This window comes from Pseudomonas fluvialis (genome assembly GCF_002234375.1).
GTDB lineage: Bacteria > Pseudomonadota > Gammaproteobacteria > Pseudomonadales > Pseudomonadaceae > Aquipseudomonas > Aquipseudomonas fluvialis.
In genome coordinates, this window is sequence record NZ_NMQV01000024.1 from 46,033 (window position 1) to 61,193 (window position 15,161).

A 15,161-nucleotide genomic window follows, 5' to 3' on the forward strand; every position below is an offset into this window, starting at 1 on the left:
CTGTGGGTGAGGTGATCGGTGATCCGTCTGATGGTGGTAGACGACCATGACCTGGTGCGCAGAGGCATCACCCAGCTGCTCAAGGAGGTCGATGGCCTGCAGGTGATTGCCGAGGCCCGCTCGGGGGAGGAGGCGCTGCAGCTGGCGCGCACCCACAAGCCGGATGTGGTGCTGATGGATGTGCGCATGCCGGGTATCGGCGGCCTGGAAGCGACCCGCAAGATGGCGGTCAGCCTGCCGCAGTGCCGGGTCATTGCGGTGACCGTCTGTGAAGAGGATCCGTTTCCCTCACGCCTGTTGCAGGCAGGCGCCAGTGGCTACCTGACCAAGGGCGCCTCGCAGGAAGAAATGGTTAGCGCTATTCGCCAGGTATTTGCCGGGCGTACCTATCTGACACCCAGCGTGGCTCAGGATCTGGCGATCAAGGCCTTGCGTCCGCAGGCGGGTAGCTCACCGTTCGAGACACTCTCCGAGCGAGAAATGCAGATTGCCCTCATGGTGGTCAATTGCCACAAGGTGCAGGACATTTCCGACAAGTTGTGCCTCTCGCCGAAGACGGTCAATACCTACCGCTATCGCATCTACGAGAAACTGGGTGTCACCAGTGATGTGGAACTGACCCTGCTGGCGGTGCGCCACGGCATGGTCGATACCGCGGGCTGATCCATGAGCGATACGTTTGATGCGGCGGCCTTCCTGGCAACCTGCAGCAGCCATCCGGGTGTTTACCGGATGTTCGACACGGCTGGTAGCCTGTTGTACGTCGGCAAGGCCAAGAACCTGCGTAAACGCCTGTCCAGCTACTTTCGCAAGAGTGGCCTGGCTCCCAAAACAGCCGCGCTGGTGGCGCGCATTGCCCAAGTGGAAACCACCATTACCGGCAATGAGACCGAGGCTTTGCTGCTTGAGCAGACCCTGATCAAGGAATGGCGCCCGCCTTACAACATCCTGCTGCGCGACGATAAGTCCTACCCCTATGTGTTGCTCAGTGACGATGCCTTTCCGCGCCTTTCATTGCACCGTGGCAGCAAACGTAGCAAAGGGCGTTACTTCGGGCCTTATCCCAGTGGTCTGGCCATTCGCGAGAGCCTTAATCTGCTGCAGAAGGCGTTCCAGGTCCGCCAGTGCGAGGACAGTTACTACCGTAATCGCAGCCGTCCCTGCCTGCAGTACCAGATCAAGCGCTGCAAGGCACCTTGCGTCGGCCTGGTTGACGAGGCCGAATATGCTGAAGATGTGCGCCGCTCGGTGATGTTCCTCGAAGGGCGTAGCAATGTACTGAGTGCCGAACTGGCTGCAGCCATGGAACAGGCCGCGCAGGATCTGCAGTTTGAGCGGGCTGCCGAACTGCGTGACCAGATAGCCTTGCTGCGCCGTGTACAGGATCAGCAACACATGGAGGGTGGTCAGGGCAATGTCGACGTGGTGGCGGCACTGGTGAGTCCTGGTGGTGCCTGCGTGCACCTGATCAGCGTGCGTGGCGGGCGGGTGCTGGGCAGCAAGAACTTCTTTCCCCAGGTGGCCATCGAAGAAGAGGGCGCCGAGGTGCTGCTGGCCTTTCTCGGTCAGTATTACTTGGGTGGCAGTGAGCGAGAGCTGCCCGATGCCTTGATTGTCAATCACGACCACGATGACTTGGCACTGCTGCAGGCTGCGCTGGCCGAGGTGCGCGGGCGAGCCGTGGACATTGCCTGGCGGGTACGTGGTACGCGCGCGCGCTGGCAGCAGCTTGCCGTGACCAACGCGGAGCAAGCCCTGCTGGCGCGCCTGGCCAATCGGCAGCATTTGGCGGCACGCTTCGACGCGCTGGGTGAGGCCTTGCAGCTGGATGAGGCGCCGCAGCGCCTGGAGTGCTTCGACATCAGTCACTCCAGTGGTGAGGCTACCGTGGCATCCTGTGTGGTGATGGGGCCGGAAGGGCCATTGAAGAGTGATTACCGTCGTTACAACATCGAGGGCGTGGCGCCAGGCGATGACTATGCCGCCATGCGCCAGGCCTTGCAGCGCCGCTTTGCCCGGCTTGCCGAAGGAGAAGGTAAACGACCCGATATCCTGTTGGTGGATGGTGGCAAGGGGCAGTTGAACATGGCACGCGAGGTACTGCAGGAACTAGGCTTGCATGACCTGTTGCTGCTGGGCGTGGCCAAGGGCACCACGCGCAAGCCAGGCCTCGAGGTGCTGTACCGCGACACGGCCGATCAGGCCTTTACCTTGCCGGCTGACTCGCCGGCTCTGCATCTGATCCAGCAGGTGCGTGATGAAGCGCACCGCTTTGCCATTACCGGCCATCGTGCCCGGCGTGGCAAGGCTCGTCGTACCTCACGTTTGGAGGATGTGGCGGGGGTTGGCCCGACACGTCGGCGCGAGCTGCTCAAACACTTTGGTGGTCTGCAGGAGCTGGGGCGAGCCAGCGTCGAGGAAATTGCCAAAACGCCCGGGATCAGTAAAAAGCTGGCCGAGCAGATTTATGCCGTCCTGCACTCCGAGTAGAATGCCTGCACCTACAGAAGGCCTACCGTTTTGATCAATATCCCCAACCTGCTCACCGTACTGCGCGTTTTGCTGATCCCGGTGTTCATCCTGCTGTTCTACCTGCCGTTCAGCTGGAGCTACCTGGCAGCCAGTGCGGTGTTCTCCCTTGCGGCGATCACCGACTGGCTGGATGGTTATCTGGCACGTCGCTGGCAACAGAGCACGCCGTTTGGCGCATTTCTTGATCCGGTGGCTGACAAGCTGATGGTAGCGGTTGCGCTGGTATTGTTGGTCGAGGCGCATGCCAATCTTTGGCTGAGCCTGCCGGCCGCCATCATTATTGGCCGGGAAATCGTCATCTCGGCCTTGCGCGAGTGGATGGCCGAGCTTGGGGCACGTGCCCAGGTCGCTGTTTCCAGCCTGGGGAAATGGAAAACCACGGCACAAATGGTGGCGCTGGTTATTCTGTTGGCCAATCCGCCGCAGTTTACCCTGTGGGTTGGCCTGGGCTATGCCTTGCTGCTGGTTGCCGCAGGGTTGACCATCTGGTCCATGGTGCAATACCTGCGCGCTGCCTGGCCGCACCTGAGTGCACCTGGAGCGGGTAAATAAAGTTTTTTGAATCAAAGGCTTGACGGGCTTTCTTGAATGGTTAGAATGGCGCCCGTCAGATGCTGACAGCAAGCGGGAATAGCTCAGTTGGTAGAGCACGACCTTGCCAAGGTCGGGGTCGCGAGTTCGAGTCTCGTTTCCCGCTCCAGTTTATACGGGCCGTTTAAGCGGCCCGTTTGTTTCAAGGCTGAGTAGCAGAGTGGTTATGCACCGGATTGCAAATCCGTGAACGCCGGTTCGATTCCGACCTCAGCCTCCAAACATTAAAGCCCGGTAAATCAATGATTTCCGGGCTTTTTTGTTGGGGATGCAGGTGCCCTTGGCGCTTGTTAGGCCGGCCGATGGGCTATATAGTCCACCCCCAGCGCATGCTCCAGGCATGCGTAGCGCTACCGCCCGAATGGCGAAATCGGTAGACGCAGGAGACTTAAAATCTCTCGCCAGTAATGGCGTGCCGGTTCGAGTCCGGCTTCGGGCACCACTTTCGCCGGTAGGCGCGCGTTTTTGCCTGCCGGTCTGCTTCCGGTGGCTGGTTAACCCGCTTGCCGGTCTAACAGCCCTCCTGCCGGGAGTCCCGTATGTCCCAGATGTCGATCGAATCCTTTGATGACCTTCTCTTGCTGGCCCGCCAGCAGCCTGATCCGCAGCGTCTGCTGTTCGTGTTTACTCAGCCGGAGCTACCGGAAGGGCATACCGCCGAGCAGGCGGAGCGCTTTGCGGCGGGTGCGGGTGGCCATCTGGCCCCGGTAGTCTGTGTGGATAAGACGCCCGAGGAGTTGAGCAGCTTCGCCGCCCTGGTTGAGGAGTCACAACAGGCTGCCCAGGACTGGGTGGTGATGTTTGTTGCCGCGCTGTCTGGTCAGGCTGGCGTGGGGCCGGGAGAGGAGCAGGTCGAGCAGTCGTTGCGTTATATGGTTGAGGGGATTCGTACTGGGCGAGTCGCCAGCTTCCTTGCTTTTGATCGGCAGGGCAGTTTGTTGCAGTTGAGCAATGGCTGATCAGCTGGCCAGGTTGAGGCGGTTGCGACCGTTGCGCTTGGCCTGATACAGCGCCTGATCGGCTCGCTGTTGCAGTCCGTCAACGGACTCGCCGGCTTGTAGCGTGGCGCAGCCCAGGCTGATGGACATCTGCAGGGCCTGCCCCTGGAACACCACTTGCAGATTGTGTACGGCCTGGCGCAGGCGTTCTCCGACCATCGCCGCGACCTCGCTGCTGGTGTTCGACAGCAGCACCAGAAATTCTTCGCCACCATAGCGAAATACCATATCGATGTTGCGCAGGCTGGCCTTCAGCACGCCAGCTACTTCGCGCAAGGCCTCGTCGCCCACGCTGTGACCGTAGTTGTCATTGATGCGCTTGAAGTGGTCGATATCCACCATCAGTACTGACAGCGGCTGGCTGCTGCGCTTGGCTATGTCCACTTCGCGCTGCAGGGCCTGATTCATGGCGATGCGGTTGCCGGTCTGGGTCAGTGGGTCGCGCAGGGCGCTGAGCACGGCTTCCCGATACAGCAGGGCATTGCGCAGCGGGAACAGCAGGCAGCTGAGCAGGGTTTCCAGTTGTGCCAGTTCACCTTCATCAAAACGCAGGGCACGCCGGAAGGTGATGTCGCCCAGGTACTGGCCGTCATGGCTGAGGCGATAGGCTGCCGAATGTGGCGCACGCTGGCCCAGCTCAATACGCAAGTCATCATTGCTGTGTTGATAGCAGAGTGCGTCCAAGGGCACCAGGCGCTGCACCTCCTGGAAGAACAGGCCCAGGATGCGCTCGGCTTCCAGGCTGGTCTGCAGTTGCAGGTTCAGTTGCCGACGCAGTTCGCCCAGGCTCACCGGTTTGGGAGAGGGGCGACGCTTGCCGGCAAAGCCCAGGCGTTGGAGCTTGGCGGCATCGAAGTCGATGGTGTTGCTACGGGTGGGCGTCGGCATGGTCGCTAATCTCTAACGCGTAATGCGATGGTGAGGTTGTTTAAGCGATTTCCATGCCAATTATATTATTCGTTTTAAATCAATAAGATACGTTTGCTGTTGGCGATTTTCTCGAATGCCGCGCCGGCAGTCTGGCGCTTGTTGGCGGCAATCCATTGCCGCATTTCGCACCGGTGACGGAAAGCCGTCACCAAGGTTGCTTATTGCGCGTTGAGAGCCTGGCCGTTGATGCCCTGGCTATCCGGCCCCATGAGGTATAGGTACAGCGGCATGATGTCTTCCGCCGCGGGGTTGCTGGCCGGGTTTTCGCCGGGATAGGCCAAGGCGCGCATGTCGGTACGGGTAGCGCCTGGGTTGATGCTGTTGGCGCGCACCGGGCTGATTCCCTCGACCTCGTCAGCCAGTACCTGCATCAAGCCTTCGCAGGCAAACTTGGAGACGGCATAAGCCCCCCAATAGGCGCGTCCCTGACGACCGACACTGCTTGAGGTGAAGACGACCGAGGCGTCTGCGGAGAGCTTAAGCAGCGGCAGCAGGGTGCTGGTGAGCATGAAGGCGGCGTTGACGTTGATCTGCATGACGCGCATGAAGTGATCGCCAGACAGCTGTTCGATCGGCGTGCGCGGCCCCAGTACCGCGGCATTGTGCAGCAGGCCGTCGAGGCGGCCGAAGGCGCCTTCGATGGTTGCGGCCAGTTCGTCATACTGGTGAGGCAGGGCGGTTTCCAGGTTGAAGGGAATCACCACGGGCTGGGCATGCCCAGCCGCTTCGATCTGGTCATACACCTGGTTGAGATTTTCTTCGTTCTTGCCCAGCAGTAGCACGGTAGCACCGTGTGCCGCATAACTCTTGGCGGCGGCGGCACCAATGCCGCGCCCGGCGCCGGTGACCAGAATTACTCGACCTTTGAGCAGATCGGGGCGGGCTTGATAGTCGAACATGGAAGAGCTCCTTCGCTGAGCGTCCAGCTTCAGGCAGCAAGGCTGCAAGTCTGTGCCCGGCATGCCGAGAAAAAGTCGGGGGTACGGTTCAATGGGGTGCGCTGCTCAGCAGCCGCACAGTGCGTTGTCCAGCACGCTGCGTAGTTCGCCGGGATGGTTGACGATCACGTCCGCGCCCCAGTGGCTAGGGTGGTCCTCGGGATGGATGTAGCCCCAGGTCACTGCCGCTGTCCGGCAGCCGGCAGCGCGGCCGGCAGCAATGTCGCGCTCGTCATCGCCTACGAACAGCACTTCGCCCGGTTGCAGGGCCATCTGCTGGCAGGCCAGCAGCAGCATGTCGGGTGCCGGTTTGCTCTGTGCGACATGTTCGGGGCAGAGCAGCACGGCGCTGCGTGTGTGCAGCTGCAGCTGTTGCATGATCGGCTCGGCGTAGCGTAGCGGTTTGTTGGTGGCTACGCCCCAGCGCAGATGGGCACGCTCGATATCACTGAGCAGTTCACTGATGCCTGGATAGGGCCGGGTCAGCACCGCGCAGTGGGCCTGGTAGCGTTGCAGGAACTCCTCGCGCAGGGCCTCGAAAGCGGCAGTGCCGGGCGCTTCGGCAAAGGCGGCGGCAACCATGGCCCGTGCGCCGCCTGACACGACATCACGGACAGCCTGGGCCGTGATGGGCTGCAGGTCGCGGGCACTGCGCATGGCCTGAATCACGGCAATGAAGTCCGGCGCGCTGTCGAGCAGCGTGCCGTCCATATCGAAGAGCACTGCACGCAGACGCATCAGGCCTCCTTCAGGGTCTGGATCATGTAGTTGACTTCGACATCCGCCTCCAGCTTGTAGCGGCGGGTCAGCGGGTTGTAGGTCAGGCCGATGATGTCGCGGACTTCCAGGTCGGCTGCGCGGCACCAGGCGCCCAGTTCAGAGGGGCGAATGAACTTCTTGAATTCGTGAGTGCCGCGCGGCAGCAGGCGCAGTACGTACTCTGCGCCGATGATGGCAAACAGGTAGGCCTTGGGGTTGCGGTTGATGGTCGAGAAGAACACCTGGCCACCTGGCTTGACCAGGCGCTGGCAGGCGCGGATTACCGAGGCGGGGTCCGGGACGTGTTCGAGCATTTCCAGGCAGGTGACCACATCGAACTGCTCGGGCATTTCTTCGGCCAGTGCCTCGGCAGTGATCTGCCGGTAATCGACGTTGACCCCGGACTCCAGTTGATGCAAACGCGCTACCGCCAGGGGGGCTTCGCCCATGTCAATGCCGGTAACGGTGGCACCACGCTGCGCCATGGCTTCGCTGAGGATGCCGCCGCCGCAACCGACGTCTAGCACGCGCTTGCCGGCCAGAGGGATGCGCTGATCGATCCAGTTGACCCGCAGGGGATTGATGTCATGGAGCGGCTTGAATTCGCTGTGGCGGTCCCACCAGCGGTGGGCAAGAGCTTCGAACTTGGCGATTTCAGCGTGATCGACGTTGCTCATCTGGGGTCCTCAGGCAGTCGCTGTCGGGCTGCCGGCAATGCGCCCGGCCCATTGCTGGGCCTGGCTGATCAGTTGTTCTTCGTCCTGGCGTAGCAGGCGTCCATTGTCCAGCAGTTGCTTGCCGGCAACCCATAGGTGGCGGGTGCACTGGCGGTTGGCTGCATAGATCAGTTGTGAAACCGGATCATACAGAGGTTGGCAGCCGAGCCCCGAGAGGTCGAAGCTGACCAGGTCGGCCAGTTTGCCGATTTCCAGTGAGCCGATTTGTGTGTCCAGGCCCAGTGCGCGGGCGCCATTGAGCGTAGCCATACGCAATGCGCGATGGGCGTCCAGGGCCTGCGCCGAACCGGCGACGGCCTTGGCCAGCAAGGCGGCAGTACGGGTTTCGCCGAGCAGGTCGAGGTCGTTGTTGCTGGCGGCGCCGTCCGTGCCGATCGCTACATTGACCCCGGCTTGCCATAGGCGTTCCACCGGGCAGAAGCCGCTGGCCAACTTGAGGTTGGACTCCGGGCAGTGGATGACGCTGGCATTGCTTTCCACCAGCATGGCCAGGTCGCTTTCGTCGATCTGGGTCATGTGCACGGCTTGCAGGCGTGGTCCCAACAGGCCCAGGCGCTGCAGGCGAGCCAGCGGGCGTTGGCCGTGGCTGGCCAGGCTTTGCTCGATTTCCCCGGCGGTTTCGTGGATGTGCATGTGGATACCGGCATCCACTTCCTCGGCCAGCATGGCGATGTTGGCCAGCTTGTCGTCACTCACCGTATAGGGCGCATGCGGGCCGAAGGCCACGCTCAGGCGTGGATGCTGGCGTAGGTCATCGAACAGTTGCAGGCCATGGCGTAACGCGTCCTGGGCATCCAGTGCGCCGGGCACTGGGAAGTCGAGCAGAGGAATGCTGATCTGTGCGCGCACGCCGCAGGCATGCACCACTTCGCTGGCAACCTGCGGGTAGAAATACATGTCGGCAAAGCAGCTGATGCCGGCCTTGACCTGCTCGGCGATCGCCAGAGCGGTGCCGCAGCGCACGAATGCCTCATCCACCCAACGGCTTTCCGCAGGCCAGATATGCTCCTGCAGCCAGCTCATCAGTGGCAGGTCATCGGCCAGGCCGCGCAGCAAGGTCATGGCGGCGTGTCCGTGGGCATTGACCAGTCCGGGGCAAAGCAGCTGCCCGGGCAGTTCACGTACCTCGCGGGCCTCCAGGCGTAGCGCCTGCTCGCGTGGGGCAATGAGGGCGATGCGTCCGTCACGAATGCCCAGCGCATGTTCACGCAGTACCACGCCAGCCGGTTCCACCGGTACCAGCCAGGTGGGCAGCAACAGCAGGTCGAGCGGGGCAGGCTGGTTGGGCATCGCAGGGCTTCCGGCGGATTGGGTCGCGCAGTATAACCGAGGCATGCGTTTCGTGGCCTGGCTGCGGCAATGCCGCATTGGGTGCGTATACTGCGCGACCTTTATGTAGAGGGAGAGTGTTATGCGCGAGCAGTTGCTGGCGGCGGAACAGATCCAGGCCATCCACTGGCGCGATGACGCCTTGTACCTGCTTGATCAGCGTCTGCTACCGCAGCAGCAGGTCTGGCTGGCGTTCGACAGTGCGGCCGGGGTGGCGCGGGCGATTGCCGAGATGATTGTGCGCGGCGCTCCGGCCATCGGTATCGCTGCCGCCTATGCCGTGGTGCTGGCTGCCCGGCAGCGCCGGGATCAGGCGCTGCCCGCGCAATTGGCCGGGCTTGAGGCCGATTGCCGCCTGTTGGCAGCCGCACGTCCTACGGCAGTCAACCTTAGCTGGGCGCTGAACTGCATGCGTGAGCGCTGGCTGCGTCTGCGCCCCGGTGAAGACCTGCTACAGGTTCTGGAAGCAGAAGCGCGAGGCATTCATGCCAGTGACCGCGAAGCCAATCTGACCATGGCGCAGTACGGCATGGAACAGATTCGTCGTCACCAGGCCAGTCGGCAATGCCTGCTCACCCACTGCAATGCCGGTGCCCTGGCGACGGGAGGCTTTGGCACTGCGCTGGGGGTAATCCGCGCCGCGCATCTGGCCGGCCTGGTGGAGCGGGTGTATGCCGATGAAACCCGCCCCTGGCTGCAGGGCGCCCGCTTGACCGCCTGGGAGCTGGCCGAGGATGGTGTGCCGGTCTACCTGAATGCCGACGTGGCAGCGGCGCATCTGATGAAGAGCGGGGAAATCACCTGGGTGATTGTGGGTGCTGACCGGATAGCCGCCAATGGTGATGTAGCCAACAAGATCGGTACCTATCAGCTGGCCATCAATGCCATGCATCATGGCTTGCGCTTCATGGTGGTGGCTCCCAGTTCGACCATCGACATGAGCCTGGCGCATGGCGACGACATTCCCATCGAGGAGCGTGATGGTCGCGAATTGCTGGAGCTGGGCGGGCAGCGCGTGGCTGCCGAGGTGCCTGCGGTCAATCCGGTGTTCGATGTCACTCCCGCCGACCTGATTGACGTGATCGTCACTGAAAAAGGTGTGGTCGAACGCCCCACGGAAGAGAAAATGGCCCAGTTGATGAGTCGCAAGCGCTTGCATTGAGTGGCTTGGCCGGCTGCTGCCAGCTGCTGCGCTTGTCGGCAGCCTTGTGGCGCCGTGCTGTGGTACTATCGGCGGCTTATCGCAGGACCCCGCTTATAACAAGGAACCTGGCTACCTATGGGCGAACTGGCCAAAGAAATCCTCCCGGTCAATATCGAAGACGAGCTGAAACAGTCCTACCTCGACTACGCCATGAGCGTGATCGTCGGGCGTGCGCTGCCGGATGCGCGTGATGGCTTGAAGCCGGTGCACCGCCGCGTGCTGTATGCCATGAGCGAACTGGGCAACGACTGGAACAAGCCCTACAAGAAGTCCGCCCGTGTGGTCGGTGACGTGATCGGTAAATACCACCCGCACGGTGACATTGCTGTCTACGACACCATCGTGCGCATGGCCCAGCCTTTCTCGCTGCGCTATATGCTGGTCGATGGCCAGGGTAACTTCGGTTCGGTGGACGGCGACAATGCCGCGGCCATGCGCTACACCGAGGTGCGCATGGCCAAGCTAGCCCATGAGCTGCTGGCCGACCTGGACAAGGAAACCGTCGACTGGGTGCCCAACTATGATGGCACCGAGCAGATTCCTGCGGTCATGCCGACCAAGATCCCCAACCTGCTGGTCAACGGCTCGTCGGGCATCGCCGTGGGCATGGCCACCAACATCCCGCCGCACAACCTGAGCGAGGTGATCGACGGCTGCCTGGCGTTGATCGACAACCCCGAGCTGACCGTCGACGAGCTTATGCACTACATCCCCGGTCCGGATTTCCCCACCGCGGGCATCATCAACGGCCGCGCAGGCATCATCGAGGCCTACCGCACCGGTCGTGGGCGCATCTACATGCGTGCCCGCGCTACCGTCGAGGAGATGGAGAAGGGCGGTAACCGCCAGCAAATCATCGTTACCGAGCTGCCCTACCAGCTGAACAAGGCGCGGCTGATCGAGAAGATCGCCGAGCTGGTCAAAGAGAAGAAGATCGAAGGCATCACCGAGCTGCGCGACGAGTCCGACAAGGACGGCATGCGCGTGGTCATCGAGTTGCGTCGTGGTGAAGTCGGCGAGGTGGTGCTGAACAACCTCTACGCGCAGACCCAGATGCAGAGCGTATTCGGTATCAACGTGGTGGCCCTGGTCGACGGCCAGCCGCGCACGCTGAACCTCAAGGACATGCTCGAGGTGTTCGTTCGTCACCGTCGCGAAGTGGTGACCCGTCGCACCGTCTACGAACTGCGCAAGGCGCGCGAGCGTGGCCACATCCTCGAAGGCCAGGCGGTCGCCCTGTCCAACATCGACCCAGTCATTGAGCTGATCAAGGCTTCGCCGACGCCGGCCGAGGCCAAGGAGCGCCTGATCGCCACGGCCTGGGAATCCTCTGCCGTGGAAGCCATGGTGCAGCGTGCTGGTGCCGATTCCTGCCGCCCGGAAGACCTGGATCCGCAGTATGGTCTACGCGAGGGCAAGTACTACCTTTCGCCTGAGCAGGCCCAGGCCATTCTTGAGCTGCGCCTGCACCGCCTGACAGGCCTGGAGCACGAGAAGCTGCTGGCCGAGTACCAGGAAATCCTCACCCAGATCGGCGAGCTGATTCGTATCCTGACCAGTGCCGAGCGCTTGATGGAAGTGATCCGTGAGGAGTTGGAGAAGGTCAAGGCCGAGTTCGGCGATGCCCGCCGTACCGAGATTCGTGCCAGCCAGGAAGACCTGACCATTGCCGACCTCATTCCCGAGGAAGAGCGTGTGGTGACCATCTCCCATGGTGGCTATGCCAAGAGCCAGCCGCTGGCCGCCTACCAGGCCCAGCGTCGCGGCGGCAAGGGCAAGTCGGCCACCGGGGTGAAGGACGAGGATTACATCGAGCACCTGCTGGTCGCCAACAGCCATGCCACCCTGCTGCTGTTCTCCAGCAAGGGCAAGGTCTACTGGCTGCGCACCTTCGAGATCCCCGAGGCTTCGCGTACTGCGCGTGGTCGCCCGCTGGTCAACCTGCTGCCGCTGGACGAAGGGGAGCGTATCACCGCGATGCTGCAGGTCGACCTGGAGGCCTTGCGCCAGCAGGCCGCCGAACAGGGCGAGGAGCTGGACGACAGCGATGGCGCAGTGATCGAGGGCGAGCTGGTCGAGCCTGAAGTAGCCGACATTGCCGAAGAGCTCGATGGTGAAGTGGCTGATGATGAACAGGATGAGCCGACCGGCGCCTACATCTTCATGGCCACCGCCTTCGGTACCGTGAAAAAGACCCCCCTGGTGCAGTTCAGCAAACCGCGCTCCAGCGGCCTGATCGCCCTGAAGCTGGAAGAGGGCGACACGTTGATCGCTGCTGCGATCACCGACGGTGCCAAGCAAGTCATGCTGTTCTCCGATGCCGGCAAGGTGATCCGCTTCAAGGAAAAACACGTCCGCACCATGAGTCGTATCGCTCGCGGCGTACGAGGCATGCGCCTGGCTGAAGGGCAGCGGCTGATTTCCATGCTGATCCCCGAGCCGGGGGCGCAGATTCTGACCGCGTCTGCGCGTGGCTATGGCAAACGTACGGCCATGGAAGAGTTCCCACGGCGTGGTCGTGGTGGCCAGGGGGTGATCGCCATGGTCATCAACGAGCGTAACGGGCAGCTGGTGGGCGCCATCCAGGTGCAGGACGGTGAGGAGATCATGCTGATTTCCGATCAGGGCACCCTGGTGCGTACCCGTGTCGACGAGCTGCGCGTAATGGGTCGCAACACCCAGGGCGTGATTCTCATCAAACTGGCCAGCGATGAAACGCTGGTTGGCCTGGAGCGCGTGCAGGAGCCCTCTGGCGTGGATGAGGACGAGCTGCTGGATGGCGAAGGCGATGATGATGCCGAGAGCAGTGTCGCCGAGGAATAACCGATAACCCCGTATGACGCACCGCCGCCTGGCCGGCGGTTGCGCTGAGCCGAGAGAACCACACGTGAAGCGAGCCCACAATTTCTGCGCCGGCCCAGCCGCGCTGCCTACCGCTGTACTGCAACGTGCCCAGGCCGAGATGCTTGACTGGCAGGGTAAGGGATTGTCGGTGATGGAAATGAGCCATCGCAGCGACGAGTATGTAGCCATTGCCGAGAAGGCCGAGCAGGATCTGCGCGACCTGCTGTGCATCCCCAACGACTACAAGGTGCTGTTCCTGCAGGGCGGGGCGAGCCAGCAGTTTGCCGAGATTCCGCTCAACCTGCTGCCCGAAGACGGCGTGGCCGACTATATCGAGACCGGTATCTGGTCGAAAAAGGCTATCGAAGAGGCGCAGCGCTACGGGCGAGTGAATGTCGCCGCGAGTGCCAAGGGCTATGACTACTTCGCCATTCCCGGACAGAACGAGTGGCAGCTGTCTAAAGACGCGGCCTACGTGCACTACGCCAGCAACGAGACCATTGGCGGCCTGCAGTTCGACTGGATTCCCGAGGTGGGCGACACCCCGCTGGTGGTCGACATGTCCTCGGACATCCTCTCCCGCGAGATCGACGTCTCCAAGTTCGGCCTGATCTACGCCGGCGCGCAGAAGAACATCGGCCCCAGCGGCCTGGTCGTCGCGATCATCCGTGAAGACCTGCTGGGTCGCGCCCGCAGCGTCTGCCCGACCATGCTCAACTACAAGGTCGCCGCCGACAACGGCTCCATGTACAACACCCCGGCGACCTATTCCTGGTATCTCTCCGGCCTGGTCTTCGAGTGGCTGAAGGAGCAGGGTGGCGTTGCTGCGATGGAGAAGCGCAACAAGGCGAAGAAGGACCTGCTGTACAAGGCCATCGATGCCAGCGACTTCTACACCAACCCGATCCAGCCGAGCGCCCGCTCGTGGATGAACGTACCGTTCCGCCTGGCCGATGAGAAGCTCGACAAGGCCTTCCTGGCCGGCGCCGAAGCGCGCGGCCTGCTCAACCTGAAAGGGCACCGCTCGGTAGGTGGTATGCGCGCCTCGATCTACAACGCGACCGGCCTGGATGCCGTCGAGGCGCTGGTGGCCTACATGGCCGAGTTCGAGAAGGAGCATGCCTGATGAGCGACGTTGATCAGCTCAAGGCGCTGCGGGTGCGTATCGACAGCCTCGACGAGAAGATCCTCGAGCTGATCAGTGAGCGCGCGCGCTGTGCCCAGGATGTGGCGCGGGTCAAGACGCAGGCGCTCAAGGAAGGCGAAAAGCCGGTGTTCTATCGTCCCGAGCGGGAAGCCTGGGTGCTCAAGCACATCATGGAACTGAACAAGGGGCCGCTGGACAACGAGGAAATGGCGCGTCTGTTCCGCGAGATCATGTCCTCCTGCCTGGCCCTGGAGCAGCCGCTGAAGATCGCCTACCTCGGCCCCGAGGGGACGTTCAGTCAGGCCGCAGCGCTCAAGCATTTCGGTCATGCGGTGGTCAGCCAGCCGATGGCAGCCATCGACGAAGTGTTCCGCGAAGTGGCCGCCGGGGCGGTCAATTTCGGTGTGGTGCCGGTGGAAAACTCCACCGAGGGCGCCATCAACCACACCCTGGACAGCTTCCTCGAGCATGACCTGGTGATTTGTGGCGAGGTGGAACTGCGCATCCACCATCACCTGCTGGTCGGCGATACCACCAAGACCGACAAGATCACCCGTATCTATTCCCACGCACAGTCCCTGGCTCAGTGCCGCAAGTGGCTCGACGCGCATTATCCGAATGTCGAGCGGGTTGCCGTGGCCAGCAACGCCGATGCCGCCAAGCGCGTGAAGAGCGAATGGAACAGTGCGGCGATTGCCGGTGATATGGCTGCCGAGCTCTACGGTCTGAGCAAGTTGCAGGAGAAGATCGAAGATCGTCCGGACAACTCCACACGGTTTCTGATCATCGGCAACCAGGAAGTGCCACCAACCGGTGATGACAAGACGTCGATCATCGTTTCCATGAGCAACAAGCCGGGGGCTTTGCATGAGCTGCTGGTGCCGTTCCACAACAATGGCATCGACCTGACGCGCATCGAAACCCGCCCGTCACGCAGTGGCAAATGGACCTATGTGTTCTTCATCGACTTCGTCGGCCATCACCGTGATCCGCTGATTCGCGACGTGCTGGAGAAAATTGGCGAGGAAGCCGTGGCGCTCAAGGTACTGGGCTCTTATCCGAAAGCCGTTCTGTAAGCGCGGCCTAAAGGCTGAAGGCTAGACGACAAAAGCGGTACGGATGTGCCGATGAACTAGGGCGGGCTAGAGCGCT

Annotated in this window: 13 protein-coding genes and 3 tRNA genes; 11 read left to right on the forward strand and 5 right to left on the reverse strand. The window is 62.1% G+C overall.

Going from position 1 to position 15,161, the window contains the following annotated elements; all coding sequences use genetic code 11:
- Positions 1-18: 18 nt before the first annotated feature.
- The 7 genes from uvrY to CFY91_RS13045 all read left to right on the forward strand — a co-directional run bounded on the left by uvrY (position 19) and on the right by CFY91_RS13045 (position 4,082).
- A complete protein-coding gene (uvrY, locus tag CFY91_RS13015) occupies positions 19-663 on the forward strand; it encodes a UvrY/SirA/GacA family response regulator transcription factor (RefSeq protein ID WP_093986806.1) in 645 nt (214 codons plus the stop codon).
- Between the two features lie 3 nt (positions 664-666).
- A complete protein-coding gene (uvrC, locus tag CFY91_RS13020; RefSeq protein WP_093986807.1) occupies positions 667-2,490 on the forward strand; it encodes an excinuclease ABC subunit UvrC in 1,824 nt (607 codons plus the stop codon).
- 33 nt (positions 2,491-2,523) lie between these two features.
- Complete coding sequence (gene pgsA / locus CFY91_RS13025; RefSeq protein ID WP_093986930.1) at positions 2,524-3,084, forward strand: CDP-diacylglycerol--glycerol-3-phosphate 3-phosphatidyltransferase; 561 nt, start codon at positions 2,524-2,526, stop codon at positions 3,082-3,084.
- Between the two features lie 72 nt (positions 3,085-3,156).
- Positions 3,157-3,232: transfer RNA gene (locus CFY91_RS13030), tRNA-Gly, on the forward strand.
- Positions 3,233-3,269: 37 nt separating this feature from the next.
- A tRNA-Cys gene (locus CFY91_RS13035) sits at positions 3,270-3,343 on the forward strand.
- 135 nt (positions 3,344-3,478) lie between these two features.
- A tRNA-Leu gene (locus CFY91_RS13040) sits at positions 3,479-3,565 on the forward strand.
- A gap of 97 nt (positions 3,566-3,662) precedes the next feature.
- Positions 3,663-4,082, forward strand: coding sequence for a ribonucleotide reductase subunit alpha (locus tag CFY91_RS13045; RefSeq protein WP_308809870.1), 420 nt, complete (start codon positions 3,663-3,665; stop codon positions 4,080-4,082).
- On the opposite strand, the gene CFY91_RS13050 is transcribed toward CFY91_RS13045, so the two are convergent.
- From CFY91_RS13050 to CFY91_RS13070, 5 genes are all read right to left on the reverse strand, one after another.
- A complete protein-coding gene (locus CFY91_RS13050) occupies positions 4,083-5,009 on the reverse strand; it encodes a GGDEF domain-containing protein (RefSeq protein WP_093986808.1) in 927 nt (308 codons plus the stop codon).
- 200 nt (positions 5,010-5,209) lie between these two features.
- A complete protein-coding gene (locus tag CFY91_RS13055) occupies positions 5,210-5,950 on the reverse strand; it encodes a YciK family oxidoreductase (RefSeq protein ID WP_093986809.1) in 741 nt (246 codons plus the stop codon).
- A gap of 105 nt (positions 5,951-6,055) precedes the next feature.
- A complete protein-coding gene (mupP, locus tag CFY91_RS13060) occupies positions 6,056-6,727 on the reverse strand; it encodes an N-acetylmuramic acid 6-phosphate phosphatase MupP (protein WP_093986810.1) in 672 nt (223 codons plus the stop codon).
- Positions 6,727-7,425 carry a bifunctional 2-polyprenyl-6-hydroxyphenol methylase/3-demethylubiquinol 3-O-methyltransferase UbiG gene (ubiG, locus tag CFY91_RS13065; protein WP_093986811.1) on the reverse strand — a complete coding sequence of 233 codons (699 nt, stop codon included), beginning with the start codon at positions 7,423-7,425 and terminating at the stop codon, positions 6,727-6,729. The genes mupP and ubiG overlap by 1 nt, the downstream gene beginning before the upstream one ends.
- A 9-nt stretch (positions 7,426-7,434) precedes the next feature.
- Complete coding sequence (locus tag CFY91_RS13070; protein ID WP_093986812.1) at positions 7,435-8,775, reverse strand: TRZ/ATZ family hydrolase; 1,341 nt, start codon at positions 8,773-8,775, stop codon at positions 7,435-7,437.
- 121 nt (positions 8,776-8,896) lie between these two features.
- Here CFY91_RS13070 and mtnA point away from each other — a divergent pair, with 121 nt between their 5' ends.
- The 4 genes from mtnA to pheA all read left to right on the forward strand — a co-directional run bounded on the left by mtnA (position 8,897) and on the right by pheA (position 15,085).
- Complete coding sequence (mtnA, locus tag CFY91_RS13075; RefSeq protein WP_093986813.1) at positions 8,897-9,976, forward strand: S-methyl-5-thioribose-1-phosphate isomerase; 1,080 nt, start codon at positions 8,897-8,899, stop codon at positions 9,974-9,976.
- Positions 9,977-10,093: 117 nt separating this feature from the next.
- Positions 10,094-12,841, forward strand: a complete 2,748-nt coding sequence (gyrA, locus tag CFY91_RS13080) for a DNA gyrase subunit A (protein WP_093986814.1) — start codon at positions 10,094-10,096, stop codon at positions 12,839-12,841.
- Between the two features lie 64 nt (positions 12,842-12,905).
- Positions 12,906-13,988: a 3-phosphoserine/phosphohydroxythreonine transaminase gene (gene serC, locus CFY91_RS13085; protein ID WP_229727163.1), complete on the forward strand. Its 1,083-nt coding sequence runs from the start codon at positions 12,906-12,908 to the stop codon at positions 13,986-13,988.
- Complete coding sequence (gene pheA / locus CFY91_RS13090; RefSeq protein ID WP_093986816.1) at positions 13,988-15,085, forward strand: prephenate dehydratase; 1,098 nt, start codon at positions 13,988-13,990, stop codon at positions 15,083-15,085. Before serC ends, pheA begins: the two co-directional genes overlap by 1 nt.
- Positions 15,086-15,161 lie beyond the last annotated feature (76 nt).

What these genes read in the sequence shown, in the direction of transcription:
- pheA (WP_093986816.1), top strand. Translation starts at nt 13,988, where the DNA reads ATGAGCGACGTTGATCAGCTCAAGGCGCTGCGGGTGCGTATCGACAGC.
- CFY91_RS13045 (WP_308809870.1), top strand. Translation starts at nt 3,663, where the DNA reads ATGTCCCAGATGTCGATCGAATCCTTTGATGACCTTCTCTTGCTGGCC.
- CFY91_RS13070 (WP_093986812.1), bottom strand. Translation starts at nt 8,775, where the DNA reads ATGCCCAACCAGCCTGCCCCGCTCGACCTGCTGTTGCTGCCCACCTGG.
- CFY91_RS13055 (WP_093986809.1), bottom strand. Translation starts at nt 5,950, where the DNA reads ATGTTCGACTATCAAGCCCGCCCCGATCTGCTCAAAGGTCGAGTAATT.
- gyrA (WP_093986814.1), top strand. Translation starts at nt 10,094, where the DNA reads ATGGGCGAACTGGCCAAAGAAATCCTCCCGGTCAATATCGAAGACGAG.
- CFY91_RS13050 (WP_093986808.1), bottom strand. Translation starts at nt 5,009, where the DNA reads ATGCCGACGCCCACCCGTAGCAACACCATCGACTTCGATGCCGCCAAG.
- ubiG (WP_093986811.1), bottom strand. Translation starts at nt 7,425, where the DNA reads ATGAGCAACGTCGATCACGCTGAAATCGCCAAGTTCGAAGCTCTTGCC.
- mupP (WP_093986810.1), bottom strand. Translation starts at nt 6,727, where the DNA reads ATGCGTCTGCGTGCAGTGCTCTTCGATATGGACGGCACGCTGCTCGAC.
- uvrC (WP_093986807.1), top strand. Translation starts at nt 667, where the DNA reads ATGAGCGATACGTTTGATGCGGCGGCCTTCCTGGCAACCTGCAGCAGC.
- mtnA (WP_093986813.1), top strand. Translation starts at nt 8,897, where the DNA reads ATGCGCGAGCAGTTGCTGGCGGCGGAACAGATCCAGGCCATCCACTGG.